Consider the following 15,301-nt stretch of genomic DNA (forward strand, 5'->3'; position numbering starts at 1 on the left):
AACCCAGAATAGTATAGGCCACTCCGTAAAGAGTGGCTTTTTTGTTACCTCAATCCTTGCCCGGCTGAACCTGGCTTTGCGGGTCTTTTCGTGGCCGGAAACCTAATTTTGTAGAATCCATTGCCGGTGGCTAGTTCTTACCATACCAGTATTAGGCACCATTACTTATTGTGGCGTTTGTTGCCAGTGAAACCACTCTAGTATCGGTATACCGTGAGGCATTCTTTGCATTACGGTTGGGCTATACTAGAATACTCGGCTTTGATTCCGGCTGATTTCGCCCCAACTTGCTTACTTGCTTTGTTGCAACCCCTCATTTAGTGCGCCGCCCCTATGCTTAAAATCAATAAACAGGAAGCCCTCGACTACCACTCCCAGAACCCCGCCGGGAAGATTGAGGTAGTGCCTACCAAGCCCGTCAGCACCCAGCTGGATTTAGCCCTGGCCTACTCCCCCGGCGTGGCCGAGCCCTGCAAAGCCATTGCCGCCAACAAGGACGACGTGTATAAGTATACCGCCAAGGGCAACCTGGTGGGCGTTATCTCCAACGGCACCGCCGTGCTAGGCCTGGGCAACATTGGCCCCGACGCCAGCAAGCCGGTGATGGAAGGCAAGGGCGTACTGTTCAAGAAGTTTGCCGGCCTCGACTGCTTCGACATCGAAATCGACTGCACCGACCCTGAGGAGTTCGTGCGCATCGTCAAGTCCCTGGAGCCTACCTTCGGCGGCATCAACCTGGAAGACATCAAGGCCCCCGAGTGCTTCGTCATCGAAAAGGCCCTGCGTGAGCAGATGACCATTCCGCTGATGCACGACGACCAGCACGGCACGGCCATCATTTCGTCGGCGGCTCTGCTCAACGCCCTGGAGCTGGTCGGCAAGGACATCAAGGAAATCAAGCTCGTGGTGAGCGGCGCGGGTGCCGCAGCCATTAGCTGCCTGCGCCTCTACCGGGAGCTGGGCCTGAACGTGGCTAACGTGACCGTGTTCGACAAGGACGGCGTCATCAACCAGCACCGCACCGATCTGGCCGAGCTGCAAATGCAGTTTGCCACCAGCAGTAGCGTGACCACCCTGGCCGAGGCCATGGAAGGCGCCGACGTGTTCCTGGGCCTATCGGCGGCCAACGTGCTGCCTGCCGACCTGCTGCTCAAGATGGCCGACAACCCCGTGGTGTTTGCCCTGGCCAACCCCGACCCTGAAATCGTGTACGAGCTGGCTCTGGCCACCCGCCCTGACATCATCATGGCTACCGGCCGCTCCGACCACCCCAACCAGGTGAATAACGTGCTGGGTTTTCCCTACATCTTCCGGGGGGCTATGGACGTGCGCGCCACCGAAATCAACGAGGCCATGAAGCTGGCCGCCGTACAGGCCCTGGCCGAGCTGGCCAAGGAGCCCGTGCCCGATATGGTCAACAAGGCCTATGGTGACAACACCCTGACCTTCGGCCGCAATTACCTCATCCCCAAGCCACTTGATCCGCGCCTGATAACCACGGTAAGCGTAGCTGTGGCCAAAGCCGCCATGGCCAGCGGCGTCGCCCGCCGCGAAATCACCGACTGGCTGGGCTACGAAGATGAGCTGCGCAGCCGCCTGGGCGTGAATCAGAAGCTGATGAACCGTATCACCAGCGCGGCCAAAGCCAACCCCAAGCGCGTGGTATTTGCCGAGGGCGACAACTACAAAATCCTCAAATCGGCTCAAATCGTGTACGATGAGGGGATTGCCGTACCGATTCTGCTCGGCAACCGCAAGAAAATTGACGCCATTGCCCGCGCCAACAGCCTCGATTTGGAAGGCTGCCAGATCATCGACATCCTGGAAGAGGACGCCAAGCGCGATGAGTACGCCGAGCTGCTATTCCGCAAGCGGCAGCGCCGCGGCATTACCCTGTACGAAGGCCGCCGCCTGCTGCGCGAGCGGAACTACTACGCCTCGATGATGGTCGAAACCGGCGAGGCCGACGCCTTTATCAGCGGCCTGAGCAAGGACTACAGCAAGAGCATTCTGCCCGCTCTGCAGGTTATCGGCGTCGACGACGGCGTGCAGCGCGTAGCCGGTATGTACATCATCCAGCACAAGAAAGGCCCGTTCTTCTTCGCCGACACCACCGTGAATATTGACCCCACGGCCGAGGAAATGGTGGACATCATCGGGCTGGCGGCCCGCACCGTGCGCTTCTTCGATACTGAGCCCCGGGTGGCCGTGCTGAGCTATTCCAACTTCGGCTCCAACCCCGGCCCCCTGCCCGACAAGGCCCGCCGGGCCACCGAGCTGGCCAAGAAGCGCTACCCCGACCTGCTCCTCGACGGCGAAATGCAGGCCAACACAGCCCTGAACCCCGAGCTGCTGCGCGAGCAGTACCCCTTCTCAGAACTGGCCGAAAACGGCGCCAATACCCTGATTTTCCCCAACGTGGTATCGGGCAACATTGCCTACAAGGTGCTCCAGGAAATCGGGGGCGCGGAGGTAATCGGGCCGGTACTGATGGGCATGCGCAAGCCGGTGCACATTCTGCAGCTGGGTGCCTCGGTGCGCGAAATCGTGAACATGACAGCTATTGCCGTCGTGGATGCCCAGACCAACCGCAAGCCCTTGTAAGGGGCCAGTCAAAATCCGCTTAAACATCCATAAAACGGGATGTTTCCGCTACTAAACTCGGCGGAAACATCCCGTTTTTTAGTGGAAAAAGCCAGTAAATTTGGGATAGAAAACCCCGTGCGTTTCGTTCCTTTTCACCGGGCCTTCACCGGCTCCGAGTATGGCAATATCTGTATTTCGCCGTGGTCGGTACCTAGCCCCGTTCAGTTTCTTATTCTTAGCTTGCTTGCATGATTGCGTACATCGACGGAAAACTAGCTTACAAGGACCCCACCATGGCCATTATGGACGTGAATGGCGTGGGGTACGAAATCAAAATTTCGCTGGCCACCTACTCCAAGCTTCCGGGCGAGGGCGAGAAAGCCAAGATTTATACCTACCAGCATATCAAGGAAGATGCCCAGGCCCTCTACGGCTTCCTGGACCCCAACGAGAAAGCCCTGTTTATGCACCTGATTTCGGTGTCGGGCATTGGGCCGGGCACGGGCATCATGATGGTGTCGTCGATGTCGGTGGGCGAAATCCGCCACGCCATCGTGAATGAGGACGTGCGTTCCATTCAGAGCATCAAGGGCGTGGGGCCCAAAACGGCGCAGCGCGTGATTCTGGACCTGCGCGACAAGCTGCGCAAAGACGAGCTACTTAGCAAAGCCGGGGTGGATACCGTGCCGCTGGCCCGGGCACACAATACGAACCGCTCGGAAGCGTTAGCGGCCTTAGTGACTTTGGGCTTTGCCCGCGCCGCCGCCGAGAAGAATTTAGACCAGATTCAGCAAAAGCACGGCAACGAGTTGAGCGTGGAGGAACTGATTAAATTTGCTCTTAAGTCCCATTAGAATTTTACCTGGCCCCGCGTCTGCTTGTTACACTTGAACTCCGGTAAGAAGTCCCTCACCGTTTCGGTAGTTATTGTCGCGTCCTTGCTGGCCTGGTGGTCACAAGCCGCCCCTACCGGAGCTGGTCCCTTTGCCTTGCGTCAGCTGTGGGCCTGGCTTCCTAAGCCTGGTCGCCTCAGCCGTGTGGCCTTTGCTCCCGACACGCCCCGGGTCGTATTACCCGACACAAGTCGTTACCGGCCTAGCCGCCGCCCTAAGGTGGCACCCGAGGACCGGCCTGGCTCCCCGTTTGCTCCCCAGCGGCGGCAGTCGCCGCTGTTGCTGGACCTGCCCTCGAACGTGAACCTGCAGGTGACGCCCGACGACAGTCTAGAATACTACGATGTGCGCGAAAAGGTTGGGGCCGACATCGATTTTCGGGACCCGAGCTTGATGACGTTCCAGGAATATTCGGAATGGCAGCAGCGCCAGGCCGTGCGCGACTATTTCCGGTCCCGCTCGGCCGGGGGCGTCGTGGGCGACCCCGCCGCGCCCGAAACCAAGCGCCTGATTCCCAAAATCTACCTGGGCCCAATGGCCGACCGCCTCTTCGGGGGCAGCTACGTGGACATCCGCCCGAATGGGGCCGTGACCCTGCGTATGGGCGCGCGCTTCAACCGTAACTTGAACCCCACGCTGACCTTGCGCCAGCAGCGGGTGGGCGACTTCCAGTACGAGCAGAACATGAACCTGAACCTCACCGGCCAGATCGGGGAGAAACTGCGGCTCACGTTCAACTACGACACCAAGGCGGCCTTCGACTTCGAAAACAACATGAAGCTCGATTACACGGGCTTCGAAACCGAAATCATCCGCAAGATTGAGCTGGGCAACGTGAGCCTGCCGCTCAACAACTCCCTGATTCAAGGCGGCCAGAACCTGTTCGGCGTCAAGACCCAACTGCAGTTTGGCAAGCTGGCCGTGACGGCCGTGGCCAGCACCCTGCGCGGCACCGCCGACGCGGTAAGCGTGCAGAACGGGGCCCAGAGCCGCAACTTCGAAATCAAATCGAGCCAGTATGAACGGGACCGGCACTTCTTCCTGGCCCAGTTCTTCCGGGACCGGTACGACGCGGCCCTGCGCAACCTGCCGACCATTCAGTCGGGTGTTGAAATCAACAACATCGAGGTGTACGTCACCAACGACAACCGCCAGAGCGACAACCTGCGCAACGTAGTGGGGTTGATGGACCTGGCCGAGCCGGTGCGGGTATACCGGGAGCAGTTTCGGCGCAGCCTTAGCCGCCTGCCGGCCGACAACGGCTCGAACCGCGAGTACCAGGAAGTGGTGATTGATGGTACTACTAGGGCCCGCAGCACCGAGTCGGTAGACAATTACCTGAACACCAAATACGGCGGCCGGCAGCAGCTGACCAAAACTGTGGACTACGAGCGGGTACGGGCCCGCCTGCTGAACCCGCGCGAATACACCCTCAACCCCCAGCTGGGGTATCTGTCATTGAATACGCCGCTGCTGCCCGAGCAGGTGCTGGCCGTGGCCTATACCTACACCTACAATGGCAAGACGTACAGCGTTGGGGAACTGTCGACCAATAACACGCAGGTAGCCCCGGATCAGGTGCTGTATCTGAAGATGCTCAAGGCCAGCAACCCCGGCGTGAATCTGGCTGACCCCAACGTCAATACGGAGAATAAGAACCTGCTGACGCGCAACCTGCCGACCTGGGACCTGATGATGAAAAACATCTACGCCCTGAATGCCAGCCAGCTCAACCGCGACAATTTCCAGCTTCAGATTGTCTACAAGGACGACGCAACCGGCGTCGACCTTATCTCGCTTAAGGAAGGTCAGAGAATTGCCAACCGGCCGATTATCGAGGTGCTGAACCTGGATAACGTAAACCCCAACAACGACCAGAACCCCGACGGCAACTTCGACTTTTTCCCCGGCACGACCATCGACCCGGACCTGGGCAAGATTATCTTCCCCGTGGTGGAGCCCTTTGGCAGCTACCTGCGAGCCCAGTTCGACACGGCCAACGTCAACACGACCATTGCGCAGCAGGAGCGGGACTTGGCGCGGCGGTACGTGTACCAGGAGCTCTACACCCAGACCCAGAGCGACGCCCAGCAGCGCCAGGAAAAGGATAAGTTCTTTTTGCGGGGCCGCTTCCAGGCTACTGCTACCGATGAAATCAGTTTGCCGGGCCTGGGCATTGCCGAGGGCTCAGTACGGGTGACGTCGGGTAGCACCGTGCTGGAGGAAGGCCGCGACTACCAGGTGTTTTACGACCAGGCCAAGGTCAAGATTCTGAATGCCAGCTACCTGAACTCGGCCAACGAGCTCAAGGTGTCGTTTGAGAAGAACGCCCTGGTGCAGGTGCAGCCGCGCAAGCTGCTCGGGGCCCGCTTCGACTACCGCCTCAACCAGGACGTGAACTTCGGCGCAACGGTGCTCCACCTGCTCGAAAACCAGGCGCCCGGCATCAACCGCGTCAACATCGGCGACGAGCCCGGCAACAACACCATCTACGGCTTCGACGTGAACATGCGGCGCGAGTCGCGGGCCTTGACCAAGTACCTGGACATGCTGCCCCTGATTTCAACCAAAGAGCCTTCGTCGGTGGCCTTCAGCGGGGAAATTGCCCAGCTGGTACCCGGTAAGTCGAAGCTCGGCCGCGGCGAAGACGGGGTATCTTACATCGACGACTTTGAAAACGCCCGCACGCCCTACTCTCTGGGCGGCGTTAGCGCGGCCATGGCCTGGCGCCTGGCGGCCACCCCGATTACCATTCCCAAGCCCGCCAATACCACCGACCTGGGTTACGGCTTCAAGCGGGCCAAGCTGGCCTGGTACACCGTTGACCAGACCTACTACACTGGCGGCCCCGGCAAGCCCAGCAACATCAATGACACGGACCTGAAGGACCACTACACCCGGGGTATTCAGCGCACCGAAATCTTCCCCAACCGGGACGTGGGTGCCACCGGCAACGGCTTCGAATTCTCGCTGGACTTAGCCTATTTCCCCAAGGAGCGTGGGCAGTATAACTACAACCCGGCCGTTTCGCCCGACGGCAAGTTTTTGAACCCTGATAACGAAGATCTTAACAAAGACAACTACGGCGGCATCAGCCGAGAAATCACCTTCGACACCGACTTCGACAACGCCAACGTCGAGTACATGGAGTTCTGGATGATGGACCCCTTCATCGGAGGTGACCGCGGCCACATCAAGGATTCGGAAGGCACAGACTTCAACAACACCGGCCGTACCTCCGGCGGGGAGCTATACCTGAACCTGGGCTCGGTATCGGAAGACTTACTGACGGACGCCAACCAGCACGAGTTTGAGAACGGTCTGCCTACCGATGCATCTACCATTGAGCAGGACACCAAGCGCACCCCCTGGGGCCGCGTGACGCGCCAGCAGTTTCTGACCGATGCCTTCAGCACCGCCCCTGGCGGCCGCGACCGGCAGGACATTGGCCTTGAAGGCCTCGACGACAACGAGGAGAAGTCCTTCTTTGCCGGGGTATACAGTGGCGTGGCCGACCCCTCGGCCGACAACTTCCGCCACCACCTCGACGACTTCTACACCAACAACAACTACAAGATTCTGGGCCGTTATAAGCAGTATAACGGTATGGAAGGCAACTCCCGGGAAAACAGCCAGCTGAGTTCCACAGCCCTGCCCGATAAGGAAGACCTGAACCGCGACAACGTCATTTCGGACACGGAGCGGTACTACGAGTGGAAAATGTCGCTGCGGCCAGACCAGATGGAAGTCGGGCAAAACTACATTGTCGATAAGGTTACCAACTCCATTACCGGCGACCAGGTGTCGTGGTACCAGTTCCGCATCCCGATTCGCCAGCCTTCGGCCGTGCGCGGTGCCACCGAGCCCTTCGGCTTCAAATCCATCCGCTTCGTGCGCATGTACCTCACCGGCTGGGATGCCCCCGTGGTGCTGCGCCTGGTGCAGCCCCAGTTTGTGGCCAACCAGTGGCGCCGCTTCCTGAGCCCGATTTCTCAGCCCGGCGCGCCCTGCCTGAACTGCGGCACCGACAACACGCCCTTTACCATCTCGACGGTGAGCATCGAGGAAAACGGTATTGCCGGCGTGAGCGGCACCGACGCTATTCCCTACGTGCTGCCGCCTAACATTCAGCGCGACAAAGAATACGGCTCGAGCACCGTGAACCGGGAGCAGAACGAGCAGTCGTTGCGCCTGTGTGTGGAAGACCTGCGCGACGGGGTAGGCAAAGCCGCTTACAAAAACATCAACATCAGCATGCTGCGCTACAAGCAGCTGCGCCTGTTCCTGCACGCCGAAAGCGAAGACCGGAACCTGGGCGACAATCAGGTACGGGCTTTCGTGCGCATCGGCACCGACTACACCCAGAACTACTACGAGTACTCCTTGCCGCTGCGCATCACCCGGCCCGGCGCCACGGGGCAGCGCGAAATCTGGCCCGAGGAAAACGAAATCCAGATTTCCTTCCAGCAGTTCATTGACGCCAAAGCGGCCCGCAACCAGAACAAGGTAGATCTGACGGTGCCCTACGTGACGCAGTTGCCCAACGGCGCTACCATCACCATTTTGGGCAACCCCGACTTCAGCGCCGTGCAGGGCGTGATGATTGGGGTGCTCAACCCCGCCGACGACAACGCACCCAAGTCGCTGTGCCTGTGGGCCGACGAGTTCCGGGTGTTCGACTTTGAGCGGGAGAACGGCTGGGCCGCTACGGCACGTTTTAATACCAAGCTGGCCGACCTGGCCAACGTTACGGCTACCGGTAGCTTTACCTCCGTGGGCTTTGGCGGCCTGCAGGATAAGGTGGCCCAACGCTCCCTGGACAACGTGATGCGCGGCGACCTAAACGCCGCCGTAGCTGCCGACAAGTTCTTGCCCGAGAAGCTGGGCCTACGGATTCCGGTGCTGGTGCAGGCCGGCCAGGAAAGCCGCAGCCCCAAATACGACCCACTCGACCCCGACACTAAGCTGGAGCAGTCGTTGCAAAAGTTTGAATCGGCAGAGGAACGAGCAGCTTACCGAAAAGAGGTTATTGACCAAACCAGTAGTCGAAGTATAAGTCTGCTCAACGTGCGCAAGGAGCGCGTCAATCCCGAGAAGAAGGTGCGGCCCTACGACGTGGAGAACTTTGCCCTGAGCTACGCCCTGACCGAGCGCACGCACACGGACATCCGTACCGACCGGGACTACACCAAGACCTACACCGGGGCCCTGGCCTACGTGTACCAGACGACGCCGAAGAACTACACGCCGCTGGCCAAGATCAAAGCCCTGGACTCGCCCTACCTGAAGATTTTCCAGGACCTGAACTTCACGCCCCTGCCCAGCCGCTTTGCCTTCCGTGCCGACCTGGACCGTCGCTACAACGAGCGGCAGCTGCAGCGCACCCTGACGCCCGGCCAGGTTCCCACCACCGACGGTATTCTCCCGATTTACCAGAAGAGTTTCTTCTTCAACCGGATTTACGACCTGAAGTGGGACCTGACCAAGAGCCTGATTTTTGACTACACGGCCACCAACCGCTCGGTCATTGACGAAGGCGCGGGCCCAAGCGTGGGTAATGACCCTATTGCGCAGGCCAACCGACTGGAGTTGCGCAATAACCTGCTGCGCGGCGGCCGTACCACCAACTTCAACCAGACCGTTGCCCTGACCTACCGGCTGCCCCTGGATAAGTTCCCGCTCACCGACTGGCTGTCGGCCGATACGCGCTACGCGGCTAACTACAGCTGGCAGGCGGCATCTACAGCGCTGAGGGCACCGGTAGAACCGGCCAACCCCGATAACCAGGCAACCGAGGAAGTAAAGCTGGGCAACACGATTCAGAACAACGCTGAAATCAGTGCCAACGGCAAGATTGACTTGGTGAAGCTCTATAACAAAGTGCGCTTCCTCAACATCATCAACAATGCCCCCCCGCCCGGCCAGCAAGCCCGCACAGCCGGCCGCAACGGCACGATGATGCCGCCCTCCCTGGACCGCCTGAAGGAGCAAACCCAGCCCCCAACGGCCGCTCAGGATACAGCTAAAGGCCCGGAGCTGCGCTTCCTCAAAGCCGTGCTTCGCTCCCTAATGACGGCCCGGTCGTTGAACTTCACCTACACCCGCAGCACGGGCACGCTGGTGCCGGGCTACCTGCCCGGAACCCGGTTTTTCGGCCTGAATCAGGACCTGGCACCCGGCATTCCTTTTGTTCTGGGCCAGCAGTACAACCTCGATGATCTGTATAACCGCTTCAACTCCAACGGCTGGTACACCCGGCGCAGCGACCTGCTCAACACCCCGTTCAGCTCCCTGCTCACCGAAAACCTGACCCTGCGCACAGCCCTGGAGCCATTCCGCGACTTCAACATCCAGCTGGATGGCCGCTGGCAGCGGGTGCGCAACAACGAGACGTTCTACCGGCTCGCCATCGATACGACTACGCTGCTGCCCTATCAGCGGCCCGTGGGAGACCTGCGCGGCGACAGTCTGGCCCTGCGTCTGCCGCAGAGTTCGGGCACGTTCAGCACTTCATTTATTTCCATCCGGACCCTGTTTGGCGACCGAAGAGAAAATGGAGCCGTATCGAAGGCCTTCAACCGGTTCATCGAAAACCGCGGCATCATCCGGGACCGGCTGCAGCAGGCTAATGAAAGAGCTTACAGCGCCAACCGGACTGATCAGAAAGGCATTTACGGCTACAACTCCCAAGAAGTCCTGATTCCGGCCTTTATCGACGCGTACCAAGGCCGCTCGTCGGATGGTTACAAGGCCAAGAAGTTTAACCCCTTCGCTTTGCTGCCCGTGCCCAACTGGCGCATCGACTACAACGGCCTGGCCGAGCTGCCCTTCATGAAGCGCTACTTCCGCTCCATCACGCTAAACCACCAGTATGCCTCGTCTTACACGGTGGCTAGCTACACTACCTCCACGCTGTATTCGCAGGAACCGGGTTCATTCCCGGACTTGCTGAATATCTCCCAGCAGTTTATTCCTTACTACGTGGTGGGTCAGGTTACCATTGCCGAGCGCCTTTCGCCGCTGATTGGCGTCAACTTCCAGACCCTGCAGAAAGTGACGGGCCGCGTGGAGTTGCGCACGGAGCGGGGAATTACCCTGAGCACCACAAACAACGCTCAGGTAACCGAGCTGCACTCCCAGGAACTGGTTATCGGCTTTGGCTACGCCACCAACCGCCTGAAGATTCCCTTCCGCATCGGCGGGGAACAACGGGTGCTGAAAAACGAGCTGACAGCCCGCCTCGACCTTTCCATTCGCGACAATACCACGATTCAACGCACGATTGAAGATGTAGTAGACCCGCTTTCCCTGGATCCTATTACCCGCGAAATAGTTGAGAACCCCGAGCCCAGCGTTGGCCGCGCCAAAGGTCTGACCAGCAACGGAACCCGTCAGCTCCAGCTGCGGCCCACCATTGACTACGTGCTTAACCAGCGCTTGAACCTGCAGATTTTCTTCTCCCGCACCGTTACGGAGCCGCGCGGGCAGAACTCGTTCAAGAACTCAGCTACCGAGGGAGGCCTACAGCTCCGCTATAGCCTCTCGCAGTAAGCAGCTGCATCCAGCACGCCTCTTTACTTCTCAGCCCCGGCCCTTTTCAGGAGCCGGGGCTGTTTTTTTCTATTTCGCTCTATTTGCGGGGTTCTCTTTTTAGCCATTTCGCACGCCAACCCGTACTTTTGGCCCCAGGCGCCCTGCGCCGGTATTCAACCTCCCAAAACAACACCCCATGAATCTCCCCGCTAATCTGAAGTACACCAAAGAGCACGAATGGATTCGTGTGGAAGGCGAATTTGCTTATATCGGCATCACCGACCACGCCCAGAAAGAACTCGGCGACATCGTGTATGTGGACATTGACACGCTTGATAAAGAAGTAGGTCAAAACGAGATTTTCGGTACCGTAGAAGCCGTAAAGACGGTTTCCGATCTGTATAGCCCGGTGTCGGGCACGGTGGTAGAAATCAACGACAAGCTCGACGGCAGCCCCGAAACGGTCAACTCTGATCCTTACGGCGACGGTTGGATGATTAAAATGAGCCTGTCGAACCCCGCCGAAGTAGACGCCCTGCTCACGGCTGAAAGCTACGGTGAGCTGATCGGCGCTTAATACCCGCCTTCCCGTGCTATCTGCCGCGCCGCCCCCGCCTCGTCGCCGAGCCTTTGTCGCTCTGCCCCTGGCGTGGGCGGCGTTGCTATTGATCCTGACCCTGACGCCGGCCAAGTCCATGCCGACGGTGCCGCCGTGGGAGCTTATTTCTTTCGACTCCGCTGCGCATGCCTTTTTCTTTTTGGTACTGGCGGCGCTGAGTTATTTTTCCAGCGTCCGCCAACAGCGCTATTCCTGGCGCAAGCGCCACGCCTTTAGCGTAGTTCTAGTGGAAGGAATAGCGTTGGGCGCACTCATTGAGCTGCTACAGATTACCATGGACCTAGGCCGGCACGGTGAGTGGTCCGACCTAATCAGCGACAGTATCGGTACCGTAACCGGCTTGCTGTTGGCGCGGGCTTTGCGCCGTTGGTGGGCTTAACCTTGGTTGATTAGTATGGCGCATCCCTTACCCTTGCTGACTACTGCCCATCTCTGGGGACTGGGGCTCGGCGCTCTACTTAGCACCACGGCCCCTCCCACCGCACTCAGTCAGGATATGGGACGGGCCCGGGCCACCATCACCACGTTGGCCGCTCCGGCAATGCACGGCCGGGGCTATGTAAATAAAGGGGAGGCGAAGGCAGCACGCTTCATTCGCCAGCGCTTTCGGGAATTAGGCCTGCACACCTTTACGCCGCACTACACCCAGTTGTTTCCCATTGCCATCAATACCTTTCCCGGCCAGTGCGCCCTGGCAATTGATGGTAAAGCGTTGGTTGCCGGCACCGATTTTATTCTGGAGCCTACTTCGGGCCCGGGCCAAGTCCGCGCCCCCGTCACGGTCCTGGATACCCTGATATTTACGGACGAGCAGGCAGGCCAACGCTTCCTGATGCGCAGTCTGCAGGGCCAGGCGCTGCTCTTGCATCACCGCGACGCCGAACGGATACGGACCCTGCCGGACGCCTTTGCTCAGCATATTGCCCAAGCTGCCGCTCTGATTACACTCCTTCCGGACAAGCTCACGGCCTCTTTGGCTGGTCAACAAGCAGCGCAGCCCCGCCTACAGGTGCTGGCTAGTCGGTGGCCGGCCCGCGCCACGCAGGTCAGCGTGCGGGTAGATGCACGGTTAATGCCGAGTTATCCAACCCAGAACATCATCGGCTACGTCCCCGGCCGCGTCCAGCCTGACTCTTTCCTGGTGGTTTCAGCTCACTATGACCATCTGGGGCGCATGGGCAAGGACACATATTTTCCGGGAGCTAACGACAACGCCAGCGGCACAGCCCTGCTGCTGGAACTGGCCAGCCATTATGCCAAACCTGAAAACCAGCCGGCCTACTCGATTGTATTCATGGCCTTCGGTGCAGAAGAGGCCGGCTTGCTTGGCTCAGGCTATTACGTGCAGCATCCCCTATTCCCATTGGAGCGGGTGCGGTTTTTAGTCAACCTCGACTTGGAGGGCACTGGCCAAGAAGGCATTACCGTTGTGAATGGCCGCCTACTGGAAAAGCCTTTCCGTGTACTAGACCAGCTCAATACCCAGCGCCACTACGTGTCTTCTATTGCGGCCCGCGGCCGGGCAGCCAACTCCGACCATTTTCCTTTCTCTGAGCGCAACGTGCCGTCTTTTTTCCTCTACACCCGCGGGGGTAGCAAAGCTTACCACGATGTGTACGATAAGCCGGAAGCGCTGACTCTAACCGCCTTCTCCGGCGTCTTCCATCTAGTCAAAGACTTTTTTGCCACACTGGCCCACGAGTAGAAAGCTAATACTCATCTTAGCTTCTGGAACAATATCAGTAAAGCTGCTTTCAATAGCTGCGTTGCCCGTCCCTGTTAAACGCAATAATCCCGGAATCATCAGCCCTTAGGCTAATAATTCCGGGATTATTAAATTCTATCAGTAAGCTACCGACTGGGGCTGCTTAGCCGTTCGACTTGAACGAAGCCATAATCTGCTTAGCAACTGCCTCCCACTCGGGCTTCTGGCGGTCGGCGCAGGTGAAGTTGCACATCAACAGTTTGCCTTCCACGTCAGTGAAGAAAACCAGGTTGTACACTTCGTGGCCCAGCTCCGGCTTCATCAGTTCCATGAAACCAATCTTACGGCCATTCACTTCCTTCACACCTTTGTTGAACCACTTCGCCTCTTTGTACTGCTTGGAGTACATCTTGTAGAAGTTGTCGGCATACATGTCGATCATGTCCTGATCGGCCGTGTTGTCAGTGTAAGTGAAGGCGATGCTGGCCTCCTTGTTATTGGTGTAGATGACGCTGGGACGGCTCTGGGCTTTAGCGTAGTTAAAGTCCATCTGCTGCTCGCTCATCACCTCAAACCCCTTGGGAATCAAGATTTCAACTCGCTCGCTGAGTACACGCTTCTTAATCATTTCCACCTCGGCGAAGGGGCGGAATGCCGACAGCATGAGTGTCAGCAAAAGTACGGGAGCTAGTAAGGCTTTTTTCATAGTAGTGGCTGAAAAAAACGTGGAATTCAAGGGTAAGTAAAACTCCGAATATTGAGTAGTCACTCTGTTCGGATAACACAATTTACGCAGAAAATCTGAAGCTGCAAATTTTCGATTGAAAATAATTGACTTCATCAACTCGAACCATGTCAACTGAGGCAGAAAACGAGGTTTTGAGCTTACTAAGGGCATTTACGAGAAATAGCTATTTCCGGATGTCCTTTGGAGCAACATAAAATCTTTGGAAGAGGTATAGCATTACAACTATACCAAAATTTATGTCAAAAGTTCAATTTCACATATTGGTACGGGCTAATAGTAGAGCAATGAACTTAGAGAATATTGTTGATTTGTTCCTTGATCTTCTCCAGCTCTTCCTTCATGCCGACCACCAGGTGTTGAACCGTAGAATCATTTGCCTTTGAGCCGATTGTGTTGATTTCGCGGCCAATTTCCTGCGAAATAAAGGCTAATTTCTTTCCGCTGGGCTCAGGGATACCTACAGTTTCGATGAAGTACTGCAAATGGCTGGTCAAACGAACCTTTTCCTCGGCAATGTCAAGCTTCTCAATATAGTAAAGAACCTCTTGCTCAAAGCGCACCGGATTGAACTGCTCGTGCGAAGTAAGCTCGGCCAGATGCTGTTGCAACCGTAGCCGAACCTGCTCAATACGGGTCGGGTCGTGGTGCTCCACTTCACTCAGGAATTCCTGGATGTGCCCTACATACCCGATGATTTCGCCAGTAAGCGTCTGGCCCTCATCATGCCGGAACTGGTTGACGCGCTCCAGAGCCTCCGTGACCAGGGGCAGCAGCTCTTCCCAGCTTACTTCCTCTTCTTCCTCCGCAACGCTGGCCTCGGAAGGCGCCTGTAATACGCCGGGCATAGTAAGCGCTAGGGCAAACAGCTGATCCTTGGGAGCTCCCACCAGTTCGGCCGCTTTTTCCAATTCCCGATAGGAGGCCAATAAGGTTTCCTGATTGAGAACGGCGCTGGGCCGCACCGCACTACGGGGCCGCACAAAGTCAAAACTTAAGTTAACCTTGCCCCGAACCAGGCTTTTAGTTATAAGATTTCGAAGTTCCAATTCCCGGTCCTGCAGGAAGCGCGGCAAACGCAGGCTCAAATCTAGCGTTTTGGAATTCAGAGACTTGATTTCGACCGTGGCCGAATAACGGTCGGTTTCGCGGTGGGCGATACCGTAGCCGGTCATGGACAAAAGCATGGAAAGTGGGAAAAGTGGGTCGGGTGAAAGCGG

Annotated in this window: 8 protein-coding genes; 6 read left to right on the forward strand and 2 right to left on the reverse strand. The window is 57.9% G+C overall.

Annotation, left to right across the window (positions count from 1 at the left end; translation table 11 throughout):
- The first annotated feature begins 333 nt into the window (after positions 1 to 333).
- The 6 genes from MUN80_RS01745 (at position 334) to MUN80_RS01770 (ending at position 13,336) form a co-directional block, all read left to right on the forward strand.
- Positions 334 to 2,604, forward strand: a complete 2,271-nt coding sequence (locus MUN80_RS01745) for an NADP-dependent malic enzyme (protein ID WP_244718797.1) — start codon at positions 334 to 336, stop codon at positions 2,602 to 2,604.
- 230 nt (positions 2,605 to 2,834) lie between these two features.
- Positions 2,835 to 3,440, forward strand: coding sequence for a Holliday junction branch migration protein RuvA (gene ruvA / locus MUN80_RS01750; RefSeq protein WP_244718799.1), 606 nt, complete (start codon positions 2,835 to 2,837; stop codon positions 3,438 to 3,440).
- 24 nt (positions 3,441 to 3,464) lie between these two features.
- On the forward strand, positions 3,465 to 11,030 hold the full coding sequence (gene sov / locus MUN80_RS01755) for a T9SS outer membrane translocon Sov/SprA (protein WP_244718802.1): 7,566 nt from the start codon (positions 3,465 to 3,467) through the stop codon (positions 11,028 to 11,030).
- A gap of 178 nt (positions 11,031 to 11,208) precedes the next feature.
- Positions 11,209 to 11,589: a glycine cleavage system protein GcvH gene (gene gcvH / locus MUN80_RS01760; RefSeq protein WP_244718805.1), complete on the forward strand. Its 381-nt coding sequence runs from the start codon at positions 11,209 to 11,211 to the stop codon at positions 11,587 to 11,589.
- A 13-nt stretch (positions 11,590 to 11,602) separates the two neighbouring features.
- Complete coding sequence (locus MUN80_RS01765) at positions 11,603 to 12,010, forward strand: VanZ family protein (protein ID WP_244718808.1); 408 nt, start codon at positions 11,603 to 11,605, stop codon at positions 12,008 to 12,010.
- Between the two features lie 15 nt (positions 12,011 to 12,025).
- Positions 12,026 to 13,336: a M28 family metallopeptidase gene (locus MUN80_RS01770; RefSeq protein ID WP_244718811.1), complete on the forward strand. Its 1,311-nt coding sequence runs from the start codon at positions 12,026 to 12,028 to the stop codon at positions 13,334 to 13,336.
- A gap of 163 nt (positions 13,337 to 13,499) precedes the next feature.
- Here MUN80_RS01770 and MUN80_RS01775 read toward each other — a convergent pair whose 3' ends face one another.
- Positions 13,500 to 14,042 carry a hypothetical protein gene (locus MUN80_RS01775; protein WP_157807504.1) on the reverse strand — a complete coding sequence of 181 codons (543 nt, stop codon included), beginning with the start codon at positions 14,040 to 14,042 and terminating at the stop codon, positions 13,500 to 13,502.
- A gap of 332 nt (positions 14,043 to 14,374) precedes the next feature.
- A complete protein-coding gene (locus tag MUN80_RS01780) occupies positions 14,375 to 15,256 on the reverse strand; it encodes a YicC/YloC family endoribonuclease (protein ID WP_244718814.1) in 882 nt (293 codons plus the stop codon).
- Positions 15,257 to 15,301: the final 45 nt, after the last annotated feature.

This window comes from Hymenobacter cellulosivorans (genome assembly GCF_022919135.1).
GTDB classification, from domain to species: domain Bacteria; phylum Bacteroidota; class Bacteroidia; order Cytophagales; family Hymenobacteraceae; genus Hymenobacter; species Hymenobacter cellulosivorans.

Excerpts from the sequence above, each read along its gene's own strand:
- MUN80_RS01745 (WP_244718797.1), top strand. The coding sequence starts at position 334 with ATGCTTAAAATCAATAAACAGGAAGCCCTCGACTACCACTCCCAGAAC.
- MUN80_RS01775 (WP_157807504.1), bottom strand. The coding sequence starts at position 14,042 with ATGAAAAAAGCCTTACTAGCTCCCGTACTTTTGCTGACACTCATGCTG.
- gcvH (WP_244718805.1), top strand. The coding sequence starts at position 11,209 with ATGAATCTCCCCGCTAATCTGAAGTACACCAAAGAGCACGAATGGATT.
- MUN80_RS01770 (WP_244718811.1), top strand. The coding sequence starts at position 12,026 with ATGGCGCATCCCTTACCCTTGCTGACTACTGCCCATCTCTGGGGACTG.
- ruvA (WP_244718799.1), top strand. The coding sequence starts at position 2,835 with ATGATTGCGTACATCGACGGAAAACTAGCTTACAAGGACCCCACCATG.
- MUN80_RS01780 (WP_244718814.1), bottom strand. The coding sequence starts at position 15,256 with ATGACCGGCTACGGTATCGCCCACCGCGAAACCGACCGTTATTCGGCC.